Genomic DNA, 18,006 nt, shown 5'->3' on the forward strand with positions numbered 1-18,006 from the left:
CACCTCCAGTGAAATTCTAGGATTCATTCTTTTCTGCAAGTGGCCGTCTGAGTGGAATACTCATCTCAAAAGTTGTACCGATACCGACCTGACTACTACATCGAACAAATCCTTGATGCATTAATATAGCTTGGTGTGTAATCGATAATCCAAGCCCTGTACCCCCTGTTTCCCTCGAACGTGTTTTATCAACTCGGTAAAATCGCTGAAATACTTTGTTCACGCTATCTTCTGGTATACCAATACCTGTATCTTCAACTGTCAAACGTGCATTTTTATAATCAGAATTCAACTTTACCATAATGGACCCGTATTCTTTATTGTATTTAATAGCATTTTCAATTAAGTTTGTAATGGCTAGGGCTATCTTTGTCTTATCAACTTCTGCAATGACTTCACGATAACTTTCAAAAACCATTTCTACACCTTTTATATCGGCTAAAGGCTTTAATCGCTTCATAATTGATTCTACCAATATGTTGAGATTGGTTTCGCTTACATTCAACTCATTTTCTTTTTTATCTAAAGTAACCAAAGTCAGTAAATCATCAATAATAATGGTTTCTCTTTCAATTTCCTGACTGATATCTTCAAAAAACTCTTTGTATAATTCTTTTGGCGCATCTGGCTGCATTAATAAGGATTCAGCCAATACTTTTACTGAGCTAAGTGGTGTTTTTAGCTCATGTGAAACGTTAGCAACAAACTGTCGTCTGGTTTCGTCAATACGTTCTAACTTATCTGTCATATGGTTAAAGGCTGTACCAATTTCCTCAATCTCATAATTGCCTTTTATATCAATCTTCTCATCTAAGTTGCCATCGGTAATTTTATTAATACTAACCAATAACCTTTTGAATGGCTTTGTAATGATACCTGAGAAATAATAACTCAATATAAAAATCAGTATAAAAAGCGCAATCATAATCATATAGGATACACTTTTTTGCTCATTAATGGTTTTCGTAATATCAGCATACGTACTTGTTAACAACGTAACACCTGATACTTCGCCTTTCTTACCATCTGTTGGTATAATGGGAACAAGCACTTTTATAATATCTTCTTCCCTGCTACTGTATGTTGGTGTATTCCCCTTCAGGGTATCGATGACGTCTTCTGTGGCATACGCTTTATCAACATCTCTTTGGTTAGAATCATAAACCACATAACCTCTTTTATCTAATATCAGCATACGTTCATATTCATAGCTTTCTAGCTTACTAGCGTATTCAGTGATATTTGTACTATCCTTATCCAGTCCTTTTACTGTTAAATTCGTCGAAATAATGTTTGCTTGCCTACGCATGGTTTTTATTTTCTCAGCCACATAATAATTCTCAAGGGTGTTAAACAAAATATTGGTAAGCAGTAATAATGGTATCATACTTACTAATGCAAAAGCAACAAATATTTTAAATCGGACGCTCCTAAACAGTTTTTTTGTTCTGATAATAATAACCAACACCCCACTTAGTATGAATAAACTTGGGCTCGCTTGGATTTGGCTCTACTTTTTCTCTTAGTCTTCTCACATGAACATCTACTGTTCTTACATCACCGGGATAATCATATCCCCATACAATATTTAATAGGTTTTCTCTACTGTATACTTTGTTGGGATGCTTACTAAAGAGCTCTAATAGGTCAAACTCCTTAGCCGTTAAATTAATTTCATTGTCATTCATGTACACACGTCTACTGTCACAATCAATTTTTAATTCTCCTGAATTAATCACGGATTCGGATGAACCATCATTGTAGTCCGTTTTCATTCTTCGAAGAACTGCTTTCATTCTAGCTTTTAATTCCAGAATGTTAAAAGGTTTGGTCATATAATCATCAGCCCCATATTCAAGACCAAGGATTTTATCCATATCTTCACCCTTAGCCGTTAACATGATAATAGGCACGTTGGAAAACTCACGTATCTGCCTGCAAACACTTAAGCCATCTAAGCCCGGCAGCATAACATCTAATACGATTAAGTCATACTCATTATCCTTAGCTAATTCATAAGCCTCTTCCCCGTCATACGCTACATCTACTTTCATGTCTTCCTGTTCTAAACTAAATTTGATACCTTTCACAATTAACTTCTCATCATCTACCACTAATATCCTCTTAGACATATAAGCCACCTCACTTAACTATTATGAAATCTTTAATTTTCTGAAATAACCCTTCCTTTATACCACTTACTAGCATAATATCCTCTTTGGATTGAAATGGACCATTTTCTTTTCTATATGTAACAATAAGCTCAGCTCTTGACTCCCCAACACCGCTTAGCTCCATAAGTTCAGATGCTGAAGCTGTGTTGATATTAATGTAGTCAGATGCTTCTCCTTTTGTTTCAAATGCGCCATCTTCTATCTGCTGTTCTGTTGGAAAGGTAATCTGTTCCCCATCCTGAATCTCTCTTGCCAAATTAACATAGTCTGTAGCTGCATCTTCTACCAAACCTCCTGCTAATGCAAGCGCATCAAAAACCCTGGCACCTTCTTCAACCTCATATACGCCTTCGTTTTTCACAGCTCCACATATATGCACGATGATTGTGTTCTTTTCATCTTCTTCATGAACCATTAATGGATCTTCTTGCTCACGAATAGATGTAACCGCTTCCTGCTGGCTATCCCTATCATCTTCTATCTTGATGTCTACATGCTCTGCCTTATGACTGTATACAATCCCCATAATGATGACAAATGTTCCAAAGGCTATATAATATAATAATTTTTGCTTCATCATTATACCTCTCTTACGGATGTTCTACATCATGTGCGAAAAAATATAACCATGAATCCCCTATCACAATCTATCGCGTATGCTGCCTTTAGTATTTTCTTTTAATACGTGTGCCATAATCAATGATATAGCGGTTATATTCCTGATCCATTAGTTTTGAACTAAACATAAAATCTGCTGTTGCCACATTCATGGCTACTGGAATATCATATAAAACAGCAATACGCAATAATGCTTTTACATCTGGGTCATGGGGCTGCGCCTCTAACGGATCCCAAAAAAACACAAGAAAATCAATATCTTTTTCAATGATCCTGGAACCAATTTGTTGGTCACCGCCTAATGGACCACTTTTATATCGTCTAACAGGTAGATTCGTTTCTTTGGCTATGATGTTACCTGTTGTACCTGTTCCATATAAAAAATGTTCTGCTAACTTCTTTTTATTTTTTACAACCCACTCCACCAAATCTTTCTTTCGGTTATCATGGGCTACTAAAGCAATGTTTTTTTGCTTTTTCATCCTTACCATTTCAGACATATATGTCTTCCTCCTAATTTTATCAAGTCATCTTTCTGAAGGTTTTACTAAAAACCTATTATTTATTGTACCTAAAGTTTGGCTTATTGACAATGCATTTAACAAAAATATAATATTTTGTGTGTATACACTGGACAAATTGTGGTAAAATAAACCAGTAAAACATAAAATGAGGTTTACACCTCGTCCCGCAAAGCGGATTCATGATAACGTTATTCATTATTATAACATCGTCATGTTACACATATATTACGATAAAAACTGGAGTGATAAACATGATTAATAATGGTTTTATACGTGTCGGCACAGGTTCACCAGCTACAAAAGTTGCCGATGTGACTTATAATACGCAACAGATTAAGCACTTGGTGGATGATGCACAATCAAAGGGTATATCGGTTCTTATACTACCAGAACTATGCATCACAGGCTATACATGTGCTGATCTATTTTTTCAAGAAGCACTCATCACAAGCAGTATGGCAAAACTCATCGAATTAAAAGACTACTCCCATAACAAGGATATACTATTTGTTGTTGGGTTACCCTTACGTTATAAACATGGACTCTATAACTGTGCAGCTGCTGTTTACAATGGGCATATATTGGGTATCGTACCCAAAACCTATCTCCCAAACTACAATGAATTTTATGAAGCTCGTTGGTTTGCCTCCAGTGAAACATTACTAGAAGATACCATTAAAGTTGGGGATGACATGGTACCCTTTGGCACATCAATTTTATTTAGACATCATCAGATGCATCATTTATGTATTGGCATTGAAATATGCGAAGACCTTTGGTCCCCATTGCCACCCAGTACCCTCCATGCCATCAACGGTGCAACGCTTATTCTTAACCCCTCAGCCAGTAATGATCTGGTTGGTAAAAGTTCTTACAGAAAATCCTTAGTGGCCTCACAATCTGCAAAAACCATTACGGCATATGCCTATGCATCAGCAGGATTTGGTGAATCCACCACGGATTTAGTCTATGGTGGTCAGTGTTTAATCTATGAAAATGGTACAAAATTAAATGAAAATGAGCGTTTTCAACTAAAAACAACTTTGGTTTATTCCGATGTAGACTTAGAACGTCTTATGCATGATCGTATGCGAATGACGACTTATTCCAATCATCTCGCTGCACACTTTCAGACCCCCTATACTTATGTACCCTTTGATATGCCTCTAACAACCCAAGACCCTATAAAACGGTTTATTGACCCACAACCATTCGTACCAAGCAACCCTCGCAAACGAAGCGCAAGGTGTGAAGAAATATTCTCTATCCAAACCTTAGGACTTGCTAAACGTATCGACCACATAGGTTGTGAAAAAGTGATATTGGGGATTTCAGGTGGACTTGATTCCACTTTAGCCCTTCTTGTATGTGCCATGACTTATGATCTATTAGGTAAAGACAGAAAAAATATATTGGGAGTTACCATGCCTGGTTTTGGTACCACAGACCGTACGTATAATAATGCTATTGAACTGATGAAACATCTGGGGGTTACCATTCGAGAGATCTCCATAAAAGATGCGTGTATGCAGCATTTTAAAGACATTAACCATGACCCTGCTGTTCATGATATTACCTTTGAAAATGTTCAAGCAAGAGAAAGGACACAAATCCTGATGGACCTTTCTAACGCAGAAAATGGTATCGTTATCGGTACGGGGGACTTATCGGAAATGGCTCTAGGCTGGGCTACCTATAACGGGGATCATATGGCCATGTACAGTGTCAATACAACCATACCCAAAACCCTTGTACGTTATCTGGTACAATGGGTTACAGATTATAAAGTTGGTGAAAACGCAAAAGGGGTTTTAATGGATATACTGGATACCCCTGTAAGCCCAGAACTACTGCCACCTGATCCTAAAACAGGTCAAATTAAGCAAAAAACGGAAGAAACCGTAGGTCCTTATGAATTACATGATTTTATCTTATATCATGTACTGCGCTTTGGTTTTTCACCAAGTAAAATATACCGATTAGCTGTTCAGAGTTTTCAAGGTAAGTATTCGGATAGTACCATTAAACATTGGATGCAAGTTTTCTATAAACGATTCTTTATGCATCAATTTAAACGTTCCTGTTTCCCAGATGGTCCAAAAGTTGGCTCTATATGCTTATCACCTCGAGGTGACTTACGTATGCCAAGTGATGCTGTGGCTCAGGTTTGGTTGGATGATTTAAATAACATATAATCATAATAGAGGCTGTTTTTTCCAGTATGATCTTATTCATAAATACGTCATACTGGAACAAACAGCCCCTTATTATTTTACGTGATTAAGCACTGGCAATCAGTTCTTTTATCTTACCCTCTAATGTCTCTACTTTCTCCGTTAAGTCCTCATGTTTATCCCTTAGATTACCCTGTATACCTTCAATGCGGCTCCGAATATCCATGACATGATCTAGTGCATTGTTTATTTTTGATTGAACAGCCCAATCCACGAAGAAACCATCAAAGAAATAATCCGCAAACTTTAAAAATGAACCTATATCTAAATCACTTTCTGCCATGTACATATCGATATCTTGTAATTCTCTTGAAAAACGCCTAATATTATTCTGCATACGGTAGATACAGCTCTGAGCTTCTTCCATACGGCCATGTTTGGCCACGGTAGCTATTATCCCGCCTCCTAACATATCCCATGTGCCCCAGTTTTTAGCAGATTGAAGGGCACTTACTGCACCTTTTACTTCACTTAATGCCATATGACCTGCTTGCACGGCTTCGTCAACTTCTTTTAATTGACTGGATAATGTAGCTACCTCATCCATCATGTTTTTTATCTTATCACTCTTATCTGGCATATACTCAGAGATAAATGTTTGTTTTTCATCAAGAACTTCTTGATAAGCTTGTTCTACATCATACAAGGTCTTTCTTTTTTCTTCTAACCGCTCAATGGTATGTCTACATTCTTCTAACTGGATATAGGCGCTATCGCATTTTAACTTTGCTGTCAGTGCTTCTTGCTTCTCTTTATCTAATTTTTCTACTTTATTGTTCATAATCGTATGTATAAGATTACTTAGTGTCAATTTTTGGAGCTTTTCAACATCCTGTTCTTCTTTTTGTAATGCTTCCTTTAATGTCAGCCAGCTTCTATTAAGAATATTTAAATCATGTCGAGCACTTTTTAATAACTTATCACACCTTTTTGCCTCACTGACTCTGTCAACGCATTGACGCAAACGCTCATTCATCTCCAGTAGTTTTTCCTCTTCATATTTCATGGTATACACCCCTTATGTGTTTTTTCTCTTATATTATACCATAATTTTTCAGTAGAATCACCCATGGTAAGACATGTTATAGGTATATCGTATTGACATATTTTGCATAATATAGTATATTATTACTACTTAAAATCAAAATTAGGGCAAACTTGCTGAAAAGTAAGGACGCAAAGCTATGGGTCTAAAGGGTCTAACCTATGATTGCCAGGTTGCGAAACATGATATATATTAATACACCCACTTCTTATCATGCATTTGTACCTTTTACCCAAGTATTCGAAAGGACTTATAAGCATGATAAAGATACGGTATTTAATAGCATTTCTATTACTATTTTGTGGTATTGTCATATCTAGTTCTATTACTTACAACATTAATTATTCCATGTATGTGGAAGAGGTAAAAAGTAATCTACAAGATATTTCATATACTGCTTCCCACCAATATGATTCTATCTTCCTAGAAATATTTAACACGATTGATCATACGCTTCAGGAGCTAAAGAACCCTTTCATGACTTCCCAAGATATGAACAAGCTATTAAGAGATTCCAGTAATAGGTCATATTACATTCAAGATATGGTTATCCTATCTGAAGATGGCCAATATTTAACGTCACAAGTACCAGGACACATGATTAATCCCGATGACGTTATGGATTATTTTCAGAAAGATAAGGCCCATACAGGATTTGTAAAAGCTACATCTGAAAATAATAACATTTACTATGCGACTAAAAAGTTTGAGTTGTCCAATCAAGAGGTATTATTAATGGTCGGCCTAGACTTTGACCAGATTAATGGGGTTGTTCACCCAGAAAGATATAACTTACATAATGGGTACTTATTTCTTGTATCCCATGATGGTTTTATCCTGTACCACATAGATAGAGAATTAATGGGTAAAAACATCTTCATCGATTCTACTTCTATAAGAAGATTAACCAAGATGAATGTGGAAAGTTATAAAAAACTATCCAATGCTGTCGTGAACACCAATTCTGAAAAAGACCAATATTATATTAAGTATTCTGGTTATGGCACAGATAAAATGGCCTATTATAACTATTTAGAGGTGTTTCCAGGTGTTTCTTTCCTCACCATTGATTATACGACACTCTTGCATAACCAATTGCAATCCATATTCCGTACCATCATTCCTTTAATTATTTGCCTAGCTGTAGCTACTTATTTATTCCTTCGCTACATTTACTTAATAAAATATACGGATTACTTCACGGAAGTAAGAAATGAACATGCCTTTAGACGGCGCATCAAGAAATTTGCTAGAAAAGGCTATGTTCGGGAACATTACCTTATTGTAGAAATAATTAATGTGTCAAGTAATAGACATAAAGATTTTTTATATGATAACCAGACTTTCTATCAATTATCTCATTACTTTAAGAAAATTAGCTCCTTGTACACTGATCTTTATCGTATATCACGGGTACATTATATGTTTGTTTTAAAAGACAATTATAACGAAAGCGATGTACGAAAGCTTTTAAGTTATTTGAATGATGATGTCAATATCAAAGGCGATCAACCTCTTTATATTCGTGGTAAGAAACTTTTAGTTACCCTTGATCGCCTTAATGAACTTAAGCATTTCGAAGTTGATTGCAATATACTAAACCATATGGTTTATGAAAACAGTGACTTAGCCGATTATGATAATTTATCCGTTATTAAATATAGTCACATCATAACAGGTATGATACAACGACTTAATGAAAAGATGTATTTAGAGGATGCCATTTTAAACAACCATTTTGTACCCCATTATCAACCTATTATTGATTTGGAAACCAACAAAGTATATAAACATGAAGTTCTTATGCGTATTGCAGACCAAAATGACTCCTATTCAACTGAAAAACTTATTAAAGTTGCAGAAGAAGAAAACATGGTAGAAAAAATAGATCGAGCCATGATACAGCAATCATTTTACCAATACAATAAAGAGCTGCATAAAACAAGAAAATCCATAAGGTTAAGTATTAATCTATCAGGGAAATCCATCAATCAAAAGATGGTTGATTACATTCAAGAGACAGCTAAAAAGTGCAAAGTCATACCATCACATATCACTTTTGAGTTAACTGAAACAGCTGCCCTTAATAATCTGGATGCCTCTATAAAATCACTGAGCACCCTACGGGAAATGGGCTTTCAGTTAGCTATCGATGATTTTGGGACAGGCTATGCACATGTGGAATTATTGTCCAAACTACCTGTGGATTATATTAAAATTGATGGTACCTTTATACTGAATGTTGAAAGAGACGAACAGAAATTAAAAACTCTTAATGCACTGGTGTATATTGCTAAGAATTATAATGCAAAAATAATAGCTGAATTTGTGGAAAATGAAAACGTGGTACACATCCTTAAAAAACTAGGCATTGAATATGGTCAAGGTTTTTATTTTGGCAAACCACGTGAAGATGTTCATGATTAAACGATACTTTAAAGGGGCAGTCCCATCAGGGACAGCCCTTTGTTCCAATAAATAATCCTATGTCTTTTGTTATATGAAGGCCGCCATCTTGTTCCATGCGTTTTTCTAAAAACCCTCGAAAAGCATCTATTAATTTCCCTTCTAAAATATCACGCATGTTTCCTGTTGCTGATAACATGTATTGTAGTAAAGGTTCAACTTCTGTAACCATTAATGAATCCCCATACTTATTAAGATGAACATCTTGAAACCATTTGCTTAGATGCTCTTTTCCGTTTTCCAGATTAAATCTTTTTAATGAAAACCCTGTTAAACGTATATCGTCATTAAAATGTGATAATAACCTTGGTAACTCCTTTAAATGAGCTTGACCTGTAGCAGACACATATATTTTACCATTAGGTTTAAGTACCCGATGTATTTCTGATAATGCCCGCTTAAAATGGCGTACATAATAAATCATGTGATCCGCTATGACCTTATCAAATGTATTATCTTCATAAGGTAACTCTTCAGCATCACCTAAGTGAAATTGAAACACCTTCCCATCGTCTTTTAAATTCATCCGTGCATGATTCAGCACCTCTTCTGATATGTCCATTAAAGAGACCTTCATATTATCATGTAAGCGCTGACTATTATAAGACCATAGTTTCGCTTCCCCACAACCTACATCAAGTATGTGACAGTTTTTCATATACCCTAATTGGTCGTATAGCCACTTACGCCAACCATAATTATTGGTACTGAATCTTTCGTGAATACGCATACAATCATTTTGCTTGGGTAGTTTACGAGAATCAGCTATCCAATCTTTTTCCATATGAATGACCTGTATGATATCGTTAAATTTCTCCCATTGAAAGTCTTGTTCATCATCTTCCAACATCTTGCTTGTTTCATTTATCGCATCAATAACCATGTTAATGTGTTGTTTTTTTTCATATAAGATCTGTTTCTGCATACGCAGTGTATCGTTGATACTGGTCTCTGGTGACGCCATGACATCTTTAATCTCTGCTAATGAAAACCCTACAAATTTTAACGTCATGATTTTCTGAAGTTTTTGAAAGTCTGAATCACTATATAATCGATGCCCCAAGTCATTATGTGTGGTTGGTTGCAACATATTAATGTTGTCATAATAACGTAGGGTACGGATGGTTACTCCTGCTTTTTTCGCAAATTCTCCTACGGTATAGGTCTTTGGTTGTTTAACCAACATCTACCACCTCCATTAACCACATTATAGCACGTAACGTAACGTCATGTTCAAGGGGTCAATGTAAATAAATCTATTGGCTATTGAACATACTATCTTCTATGAAGGTTATGCAACGTCTTAGCACATGAACAGCTTCATCATAATCTTGTATATACTGCCGCTCTTTGTTATCAAAATCCAACTCTAATGTAATGGGACCTTCATAGCCATCTGATACTAAGTATTGTATGAATGCCTTAATGGGTTGATTCCCTTTCCCTAGCGCTAAATGCTCTCGCCCATCTTGGCAATCACTTAAATGAATGTTCTTGATATGGGGCTTCATCCCTTTATAACCTTCAATGATATCGTATCCAAAAGATGACCAATGAGACGTATCAAAAGTCACGGCGTATTGATGTTCGGAAATGAACGCTTTAAATGCCTTTTTATCGGATGTAAAACTATGGACTGGCAGCTTTGGCATATTTTCTGTACAGAGGGTATAGGCCTCTCCGTGACCATAACGTTTAAAGTTCTGTCTATAGACATCATCAACATTCTTTATGTCATCACCTTGACCTGTCAGGACAGAATGGGATATGATGATGTCTGCCCCAAGCCTGTCAGCATATGCAATGCATTTTTCAATCCAATAGGCTTCACTTTCCCCTCGCACCTCCCGCACAAAAAAGATGGGGGTGTGTATGCTGATTACTTGTAAATGACGGGCCTCAACTGCTTCTACAATGTCATCTATTGGCACCTGAATAAAAGACTGATTCATAAAGAGCTCAATATGTTTGCACCCTGTTTCGGCTATAATGTCCAGAATTTCTGTGTAACTTTTGGTATAAGAAAAACCTGTAGATATGGATATGGTCATCATCATCTCTCCTCACGCTAAAAAATTAGTTATCTTTCTTCATGATGAGTATACATGATGACGTTGCGTCATGAGCAAGGCTTTTTTTCATTCACATGATTCTGTTGGTGTATTTGTACCAGGTATACGTTAAGTTATTGAATCGGATTTTCGCTATATCTTTGAGATGACCATACATACTTTCAAGAAAATCTATATCATCCTTCTGGATTTCCTCCTCTGTGTACATGATTTTTTCAAGTATACATGCACCTTTTATTAATCCAATACTTTTATTCTCTAAATAATCTTCTGCATCCTGCAAATAGAGGCTGATTGAATCAGATGGTTGCCTGGGTTGATAGAGCAGGTCTAATAGTACTGTTATCCTATCATATAACATGATGAATTGTTCTTTATGATTCGATTGTCGATACTTTCTCCTTAGATGAACATGCTTTATAATTGGAAGCCATAATACAATAATGCCTATGATTAACATCACATAAAACATCACCTTTTTTGTTGATGGGTGAATGTGATACGTATCCGTTTCTAAATCTGAATCATTGGTTGTATCTATCTCGTTGGATTGATAACCATTGGCATATTGGTGAAACACATCATAATAAGCACCTGTGGGTTCAAAAGTAAGCCATCCAAACCCTTCAAAATATACTTCAACCCAGGCATGGGCATCTGTATCACGTACATAATACGTCTGAACACCATAATCTAAGGATGTTGTCTCATCCATCAACTCTTCATAATAGGCATCTGAGTAATATGCTAAATCATCTACTGGAACCGTATAAGGTAATTTATAACCTGTCACGTATCTTGCTGGTAATCCCAATGCCTTTACCATAACCACCATCGCTGATGCATAGTGGGTACAGAACCCTTCTTTTGATTCAAAAAGAAAATAATCCACTATACCCATATCACCATAGGGCAAATCAGGTTCTAGGGTATAGGTGTAGCTTTGTGATAGGTAAGTTTCTATGGCTCTCACTTTATCAATATCTGCTTCATACCCATGGGTTATACCTTCTGTGAGTTCCAATACCCTATCAGTTAAGTTGGATGGAAGGGCTGTATATTGTCGATATATTTCATTTGCTCGTTGAACATATTCCATGGTATCTTTTTCATTTAATTGCTTGTATAACCCTTTTTTACTTTTACGAAGTAACGCTATAAATTCTGGGTTATCGTATTGAGGTTGCTCATACTGAATCTTATATGTATATCCCTCGTCAGCATGGTCTACTTCTTCCAGTTTAACGGTGTTTAAATGGGTAAATAATCTGTCTGTTGCTATATTTTTAGGCCTTATGATAGCCGAAGAAGGCCTGAGATAATGATTCATTTCAATCTCTTCCCCAAATAATAACCTTAAGCCTTGTCTATTTTCTTGAACATTCTTCTCTTCTAGTATAGGTTGCTTGCCATCATGCCAAGTGGAACCATTTAACGTATGATACACCATACCTCTTAAATAAATGATATCATCCGTTTCCACTGTCATCATAAGTGTTTCATCATGATAAGGCTTATCATGAAGGTCTGAAACGGTTGTGTCTTGATCCACATAGGAACTGTTTTCAGATTTTGCCATAAACACATCTTGGATATCTGATAGGACATCATCAATCCAGTCTAATGGATTTGTTTTATTTTGTGATAGTAGAACACTAGAAGTGATTAACAGGATACCAATCACCGTAACACTTGCCCAACTTAGGATTTTTCTTACATGACTTTTATCCTTCCAGCGAATATACCTCAATATATAGCTCTCAAGATAATACAACACACTTATAAAACAGAAAAAGAAAAAACCAATTGTACTATAGGCAAGGCCAGCAATCTCAACCCATAAAAAATAAAGCAAAACTACGCCTATGATAACCTGCGGTTTATAGACTTTAATTGTAAAAATATGTACGATGAAGGTAACAAGAAGGGATAAGAAGATAACAGGAAAAATAACATATTCTTGCGATAAGTAATAATCGGATACCATAACAGATTTATACAATTCTTGAAAAATAATAGCTCCACGTTGAACAATATCCCATTGAAACCTATAACTTAGAATAAAAACCGCTATAACAGACACGCTGAATAAACCCAGTACTGTCACCAAAAAAAGTTTTTTACGATACTGGCTTATACAATGAACCAAAAAACATCCCAATGTAATGAAGCAAATATATGGTATGGGATATCCATAATATAGTGAATCATTTAAGGATAGTAGAATGCTGACACTCAAACAATAACTCATCATATACTGGGCCATAAATCATACCTCCATTAAAGCTTACGACACGAACTGCACCATGACTAAGGTAAGTAATGCTTGATGATTAATCCTTTTTCTTGCATATCATTAACCAATTGATATTTCTTTTCTTTTTCCTCATAGGGTTGTGATTGATCCATGATATAATGGACGCATACATTGATGTCACTTTTGTTCATGGCAATAAGTTTTGATAACAGATCTTTTGATAAATCAAATGTAAATAGATGTAGCATACCTGGATGATCACCTCGACGTTTTTCTGTTATCACTTTTTGAATGGAACTTGTCATAGAGCTGTCCATTGCATATTTTACCTTGGCAAGTTCCTTGTAAAAAACACTGAAATCCTTAGGTTTTACTGCCAAGAGGTCATAATGCTTTAAATCATGGTAGAGTAATCGTGTGGGAATCCAGTGATCCAAAAATACTTTTACATGACCTACTACAAGTTCAATGCAATAATCTTCCAAAAACAATTGTCGTTCCTTAGGAACATCCAAACTTTTTGTATCTAATAATATAATGGCTTTCTTCTTAATTTCCTCTTTTTTGGTTTTCATCATCCATTGCTGCATTTTAGCACTTATTTTCCAATGAATATTTTTCTTCGTATCACCCTGTTGATAAGGTCTGATTTCGGATAAACTATAAGCATCTTGTAAAACTAAACGATTCCAATTGTTATGTTGTTCCTGGGATTCTGTTAAAAAATCAATCTGCATGGCTACAATATGCGGGTATACCATAATTTTAATAGGCTCAACACCTCGAAATCTTAGTGCAAATAATTTAAATGGGTCTTGTATCATAACACTATCTATTCCAAGTAAAAAGGCTCCTCTATACTTACAATGTAGGGAATAAGTAAAGGTTTGCTTTGAATTGGGTACTAAGATAAACATTTCTTCTTTTATGGCTTGTGTAAACAAAAGGGAGCTTCCTATGAGTTTTAGTGCCATAGGAGGAAATAAAAAAGGTGAATCATTATAAATAGCACATGTCAACTGAACAGAGTTCCCTTTTAGCACATGTCTGGAATCTATATCTTGTTGAACTTTAAACACACCATAGGCAAAACATGTGTAGAGTAATGAACATATAGGCATGATGAGAAGCATATAGAATATAACTGCTGATATGGTTCCTGGTACTGTATAGACAAAAAGACTTGATAGGATGAGTAATATCACATACCGTCTTCTATTTTTTTTCATATTGCATCACCGGAATAGGCACTTTTCTAATAATCTCTTTTAGAACTTGCTCCTCATTTCCCCTTGCCTCTACAACTTGTTGTTTCATCACCAGCCGATGAGCCGTTACAGGAATGAAAAATTTCTTGATATCATCAGGCACCACATAGTTTCTTCCCGAATACGCTGCCCATACTTTAGCTGCAAACATAAGATGAAGTGCACATCTTGGACTGGCTCCTAATGCTATATCTCCATGCCTTCTGGTTTCATTAACCACATGCAATATGTACTCAACCAATGCTTCACATATATAGATATCTTTTACTTTTTCTTGTATTTCAATTATTTCTTCTATTTCTACCACAGGTGATAAATGTTGAATGGGATTGTTTTTTTCATAAATCCGCATGATCTGTTTTGCCGTTTCTTGTGAAGGATAACCTATCTGTGTTTTAATGAAAAAACGGTCAAGTTGTGCTTCTGGCAAAGGATAGGTACCTACATAGCCCATTGGATTTTGTGTGGCTATGACCATAAATGGCTTAGGTAACTCATATGTATGACCATCCACCGTTACTTTACCCTCTTCCATTGCTTCCAAAAGGCTTGATTGTGTCTTTGGAGAGGTTCGATTAATCTCATCTGCAAGGATAATATGACTCATAACCACACCTTCATAATAACTAAAATCATTGATTTTTTGATTATACATCGAAAATCCAGTTATATCCGCAGGCATTACATCAGGCGTAAATTGTATTCTTTTATAAGATCCATGAATTGATTTTGCAAGTGCCGCTGCTACAGTTGTTTTACCCATTCCCGGAATATCTTCAATCAACACATGTCCCCCGCAAATCAATGCTAGAACAAGCATTTCCACCACTTCTGTCTTACCGATGAATACTGTTTCAATATTGCTAATGATACGGCTCATTTTCTCATGTATGTACTTCATCATCTTCACGCCTCCTTATATAGGGTTTGCATTAAATCAACACTTATCTTCATTATACTATATATAATTAATAATTTGTAATAAAAAAACTAATACACCACCCACACACATGTATTAGTCCTTATTTCATATTCCTACTTATGAATGCTGGTACATATTCATATGAATTAATCCCACTGAAATATAACAATCCCTACTACCATGATCCCCACACCAATGGCTTTCTTCCACTCAAACCCTATCTGCTCCGTACCAAATATGCCAAGTAACTCAATGGTGTATGCAACCAGTAACTGTGCAATGAGAATGAGCATAACAGCATAGCATGGCCCAAGGGTTGCCATCCCTTTTACTACCGTAAAGATAATGAAAGCACCAAGTATACCTCCCGTTAGATACCATTTGCTGCTGGCTTTAAATAAATCATTAAAACTGTCCCTACCACTAAAAAACCAAGCAATCAGACATACTGCAAAACCTGTAATCTGGACAAAAGAATTGGTTACCCAAATGGAGGAACTTTCTGTTACCCTTGTATTAAATACGCCTTGTATACTCATTAATGCCCCTGAAATAATTGATGCAATAACACCCATGTCTCTATCTCCAATCTATCCTATAAGGATACCTGCTAGCTCACATCGTTTATTGTTATTATGCACCGATGATTCAATCTTATTCCATTTCCACCTTTAATGCTATATGCAACCGTTCTTTTAACATGAATAAACGTCCAGCCTTAATCCTAATAACTAAGACTGGACGTTTCATATAATCTTTTCAATACTTTCACTTAAATGATTAATTGCTATACGTAGGTAATCATGTAATTATTCTGATAATTACATGTATGCATTACCATTGATAACCATTTAATCCTCCATCAGCACTATTACTAGTATCGTACCAAAAATCTAGCAGTTCAAACCAATTCCCTACTTCATTGATGGCAGTATTTAAACCATCTTCACACCATTTAATTTTACCATAATAGTTCCCTGCACCCATACTAATTGTCGTATCAAGTGGGTGATACCACCACTGCTGACTCCAATGGCGCACTTGAACATACTTTTGAGCTGTACTATCGTATATCCAATTATTGTTATCTCCTTTTGGGAAAAAGATGGATACACCATTTTTTGAATCTGTAAACCCATTGAACTTACTACCTGCAAATGAATACACAACCAGATTATCTATCGCTGTCATAACCGCTGACGCTTTATCCCGAATAGCTTGACTATAGTTTTGGTCATCTTCGTTTGTTTTTTTAGCTAAATCATATAAATCAAAGAAGGGATAATTTATTTGCTCATTTGAACTAAATGGACGATAGTAATGGATGATCGTTGGTGCTGTTATGTTACCCCTTATGTTTTCAAGATTACTATTTTCTGAATATAATGCTTTTGCAAATGCATCAACAGATGTTTTTACATTGGCTGCACCAGATAAATCGTAACAGCTTAACTGTTGGTCATTTCGTGCTGACGTACTGTCTCGCTGTTCTTCTACAATAATACCACCTAGCTGTAACATGGTGATTGAGTGGGGTGAATAATAATTCTCTTGCCCTCCCATGGTTAAGTCATTTTCACCATTATGGGTATCACTGGTTACTTTTATTCTTTCAAGAATGTTATCGTATCGCCATCCATTCCCCCATTCTGTAGGTGCAGAAGCAACCATGACTTGAGCTTCAAAGCCCCCATTTCCTGGGCGATATTGGTATGCAATCTCTGCTGAGCCCATAAGGCAAGCATCATACCCTAGAAGGTCTACTGAATGGCTTGATCCTAATACATCGGATATTTCTCCTGTATACAGCGTATCATGACCATTGGTATCATCCCAACACACAGCCCTATTTAGATGGTTTGTTTCAGAATCCTCTTCTGTCCGAACTCCGCCACCATGATTTGCCATAATCAAAGCATACTGACGAGCTCCATAATTAGCCTTACAAAAATTAATAAATTTGGCTAGGGTATTGGCATCCCCCATATTGGCTTCAAAATTAGAAACCGTTGTTATTTCTGGAAATTCACTACCTCCGCTGATTCTAGTTGCTTTACCTGTTTGTGCTTGTTGGTCGTAGGCTATTTCATAGAGTCTAGTATCCGTAAAATTCTCTCCTAATATGGTAGAATTACTTGAATAACTTGGAATCCTATCAACAAGAGCCACTACTTTTGTGCCTGGTTTAATGCCTGCTTTCATTTCTTCAATATCCTCTAGTAAAGCACCTTCTAGATTATTGTCAGCATCACAATAATAAATAATTGTAAGACCATTTACATCTTCAACTACTTGATTAACCTCGCTAGCAAGAACAGGTAGTGTTATGACCAAACTCAAGGCCAACAGTAGTCCAAGCACGGCGTTTTTTCTTCTATTGTACATCATGAATAAACCTCATCCTTTCTTACATTACTTCATAAATT

Annotated in this window: 14 protein-coding genes and 1 riboswitch; of the genes, 2 read left to right on the top strand and 12 right to left on the bottom strand. The window is 35.9% G+C overall.

Annotated features, from left to right (window positions below):
• Positions 1 to 16 precede the first annotated feature (16 nt).
• From HZI73_RS17030 to HZI73_RS17045, 4 genes are all read right to left on the bottom strand, one after another.
• Positions 17 to 1,387, bottom strand: a complete 1,371-nt coding sequence (locus tag HZI73_RS17030) for a sensor histidine kinase (RefSeq protein WP_212694576.1) — start codon at positions 1,385 to 1,387, stop codon at positions 17 to 19.
• Between the two features lie 43 nt (positions 1,388 to 1,430).
• On the bottom strand, positions 1,431 to 2,132 hold the full coding sequence (locus tag HZI73_RS17035) for a response regulator transcription factor (protein ID WP_212694577.1): 702 nt from the start codon (positions 2,130 to 2,132) through the stop codon (positions 1,431 to 1,433).
• A 10-nt stretch (positions 2,133 to 2,142) separates the two neighbouring features.
• The gene (locus tag HZI73_RS17040; protein ID WP_212694578.1) at positions 2,143 to 2,754 is read right to left on the bottom strand and encodes a helix-hairpin-helix domain-containing protein; all 612 of its coding nucleotides are present in this window, start codon (positions 2,752 to 2,754) and stop codon (positions 2,143 to 2,145) included.
• An 85-nt stretch (positions 2,755 to 2,839) separates the two neighbouring features.
• Positions 2,840 to 3,292, bottom strand: coding sequence for a methylglyoxal synthase (locus HZI73_RS17045; protein WP_212694579.1), 453 nt, complete (start codon positions 3,290 to 3,292; stop codon positions 2,840 to 2,842).
• A 275-nt stretch (positions 3,293 to 3,567) separates the two neighbouring features.
• On the opposite strand from HZI73_RS17045, the gene HZI73_RS17050 reads away from it, so the two are divergent.
• Positions 3,568 to 5,511 carry an NAD(+) synthase gene (locus HZI73_RS17050; protein WP_246552195.1) on the top strand — a complete coding sequence of 648 codons (1,944 nt, stop codon included), beginning with the start codon at positions 3,568 to 3,570 and terminating at the stop codon, positions 5,509 to 5,511.
• Positions 5,512 to 5,596: 85 nt separating this feature from the next.
• On the opposite strand, the gene HZI73_RS17055 is transcribed toward HZI73_RS17050, so the two are convergent.
• A complete protein-coding gene (locus HZI73_RS17055; RefSeq protein WP_212694580.1) occupies positions 5,597 to 6,556 on the bottom strand; it encodes a coiled-coil domain-containing protein in 960 nt (319 codons plus the stop codon).
• 135 nt (positions 6,557 to 6,691) lie between these two features.
• A riboswitch (cyclic di-GMP riboswitch) is annotated at positions 6,692 to 6,776 on the top strand.
• 77 nt (positions 6,777 to 6,853) lie between these two features.
• On the opposite strand from HZI73_RS17055, the gene HZI73_RS17060 reads away from it, so the two are divergent.
• A complete protein-coding gene (locus HZI73_RS17060) occupies positions 6,854 to 9,022 on the top strand; it encodes an EAL domain-containing protein (protein WP_212694581.1) in 2,169 nt (722 codons plus the stop codon).
• A 25-nt stretch (positions 9,023 to 9,047) separates the two neighbouring features.
• Here the strand turns inward: HZI73_RS17060 and HZI73_RS17065 are convergent, their stop codons facing one another.
• From HZI73_RS17065 to cloSI, 7 genes are all read right to left on the bottom strand, one after another.
• Positions 9,048 to 10,247 (bottom strand): MerR family transcriptional regulator, encoded by a 1,200-nt coding sequence (locus HZI73_RS17065; RefSeq protein WP_212694582.1) that lies wholly within the window; start codon positions 10,245 to 10,247, stop codon positions 9,048 to 9,050.
• A 70-nt stretch (positions 10,248 to 10,317) separates the two neighbouring features.
• The gene (locus HZI73_RS17070; protein ID WP_212694583.1) at positions 10,318 to 11,118 is read right to left on the bottom strand and encodes a sugar phosphate isomerase/epimerase family protein; all 801 of its coding nucleotides are present in this window, start codon (positions 11,116 to 11,118) and stop codon (positions 10,318 to 10,320) included.
• Positions 11,119 to 11,203: 85 nt separating this feature from the next.
• Positions 11,204 to 13,399: a transglutaminase-like domain-containing protein gene (locus HZI73_RS17075; protein ID WP_212694584.1), complete on the bottom strand. Its 2,196-nt coding sequence runs from the start codon at positions 13,397 to 13,399 to the stop codon at positions 11,204 to 11,206.
• Positions 13,400 to 13,443: 44 nt separating this feature from the next.
• Positions 13,444 to 14,619 (bottom strand): DUF58 domain-containing protein, encoded by a 1,176-nt coding sequence (locus tag HZI73_RS17080; RefSeq protein WP_212694585.1) that lies wholly within the window; start codon positions 14,617 to 14,619, stop codon positions 13,444 to 13,446.
• A complete protein-coding gene (locus HZI73_RS17085; protein WP_330619564.1) occupies positions 14,606 to 15,562 on the bottom strand; it encodes an AAA family ATPase in 957 nt (318 codons plus the stop codon). The genes HZI73_RS17080 and HZI73_RS17085 overlap by 14 nt, the downstream gene beginning before the upstream one ends.
• Before the next feature lie 164 nt (positions 15,563 to 15,726).
• Positions 15,727 to 16,155, bottom strand: coding sequence for a DMT family transporter (locus tag HZI73_RS17090; protein WP_212694586.1), 429 nt, complete (start codon positions 16,153 to 16,155; stop codon positions 15,727 to 15,729).
• A gap of 259 nt (positions 16,156 to 16,414) precedes the next feature.
• Positions 16,415 to 17,968, bottom strand: coding sequence for a clostripain (gene cloSI, locus HZI73_RS17095; protein ID WP_246552196.1), 1,554 nt, complete (start codon positions 17,966 to 17,968; stop codon positions 16,415 to 16,417).
• Positions 17,969 to 18,006: the final 38 nt, after the last annotated feature.

Origin of the sequence: Vallitalea pronyensis, assembly GCF_018141445.1 — a bacterium.
GTDB classification, from domain to species: domain Bacteria; phylum Bacillota; class Clostridia; order Lachnospirales; family Vallitaleaceae; genus Vallitalea; species Vallitalea pronyensis.

Excerpts from the sequence above, each read along its gene's own strand:
- HZI73_RS17030 (WP_212694576.1), bottom strand. The coding sequence starts at position 1,387 with ATGATACCATTATTACTGCTTACCAATATTTTGTTTAACACCCTTGAG.
- HZI73_RS17035 (WP_212694577.1), bottom strand. The coding sequence starts at position 2,132 with ATGTCTAAGAGGATATTAGTGGTAGATGATGAGAAGTTAATTGTGAAA.
- HZI73_RS17040 (WP_212694578.1), bottom strand. The coding sequence starts at position 2,754 with ATGATGAAGCAAAAATTATTATATTATATAGCCTTTGGAACATTTGTC.
- HZI73_RS17045 (WP_212694579.1), bottom strand. The coding sequence starts at position 3,292 with ATGTCTGAAATGGTAAGGATGAAAAAGCAAAAAAACATTGCTTTAGTA.
- HZI73_RS17050 (WP_246552195.1), top strand. The coding sequence starts at position 3,568 with ATGATTAATAATGGTTTTATACGTGTCGGCACAGGTTCACCAGCTACA.
- HZI73_RS17055 (WP_212694580.1), bottom strand. The coding sequence starts at position 6,556 with ATGAAATATGAAGAGGAAAAACTACTGGAGATGAATGAGCGTTTGCGT.
- HZI73_RS17060 (WP_212694581.1), top strand. The coding sequence starts at position 6,854 with ATGATAAAGATACGGTATTTAATAGCATTTCTATTACTATTTTGTGGT.
- HZI73_RS17065 (WP_212694582.1), bottom strand. The coding sequence starts at position 10,247 with ATGTTGGTTAAACAACCAAAGACCTATACCGTAGGAGAATTTGCGAAA.
- HZI73_RS17070 (WP_212694583.1), bottom strand. The coding sequence starts at position 11,118 with ATGATGATGACCATATCCATATCTACAGGTTTTTCTTATACCAAAAGT.
- HZI73_RS17075 (WP_212694584.1), bottom strand. The coding sequence starts at position 13,399 with ATGGCCCAGTATATGATGAGTTATTGTTTGAGTGTCAGCATTCTACTA.
- HZI73_RS17080 (WP_212694585.1), bottom strand. The coding sequence starts at position 14,619 with ATGAAAAAAAATAGAAGACGGTATGTGATATTACTCATCCTATCAAGT.
- HZI73_RS17085 (WP_330619564.1), bottom strand. The coding sequence starts at position 15,562 with ATGATGAAGTACATACATGAGAAAATGAGCCGTATCATTAGCAATATT.
- HZI73_RS17090 (WP_212694586.1), bottom strand. The coding sequence starts at position 16,155 with ATGGGTGTTATTGCATCAATTATTTCAGGGGCATTAATGAGTATACAA.
- cloSI (WP_246552196.1), bottom strand. The coding sequence starts at position 17,968 with ATGATGTACAATAGAAGAAAAAACGCCGTGCTTGGACTACTGTTGGCC.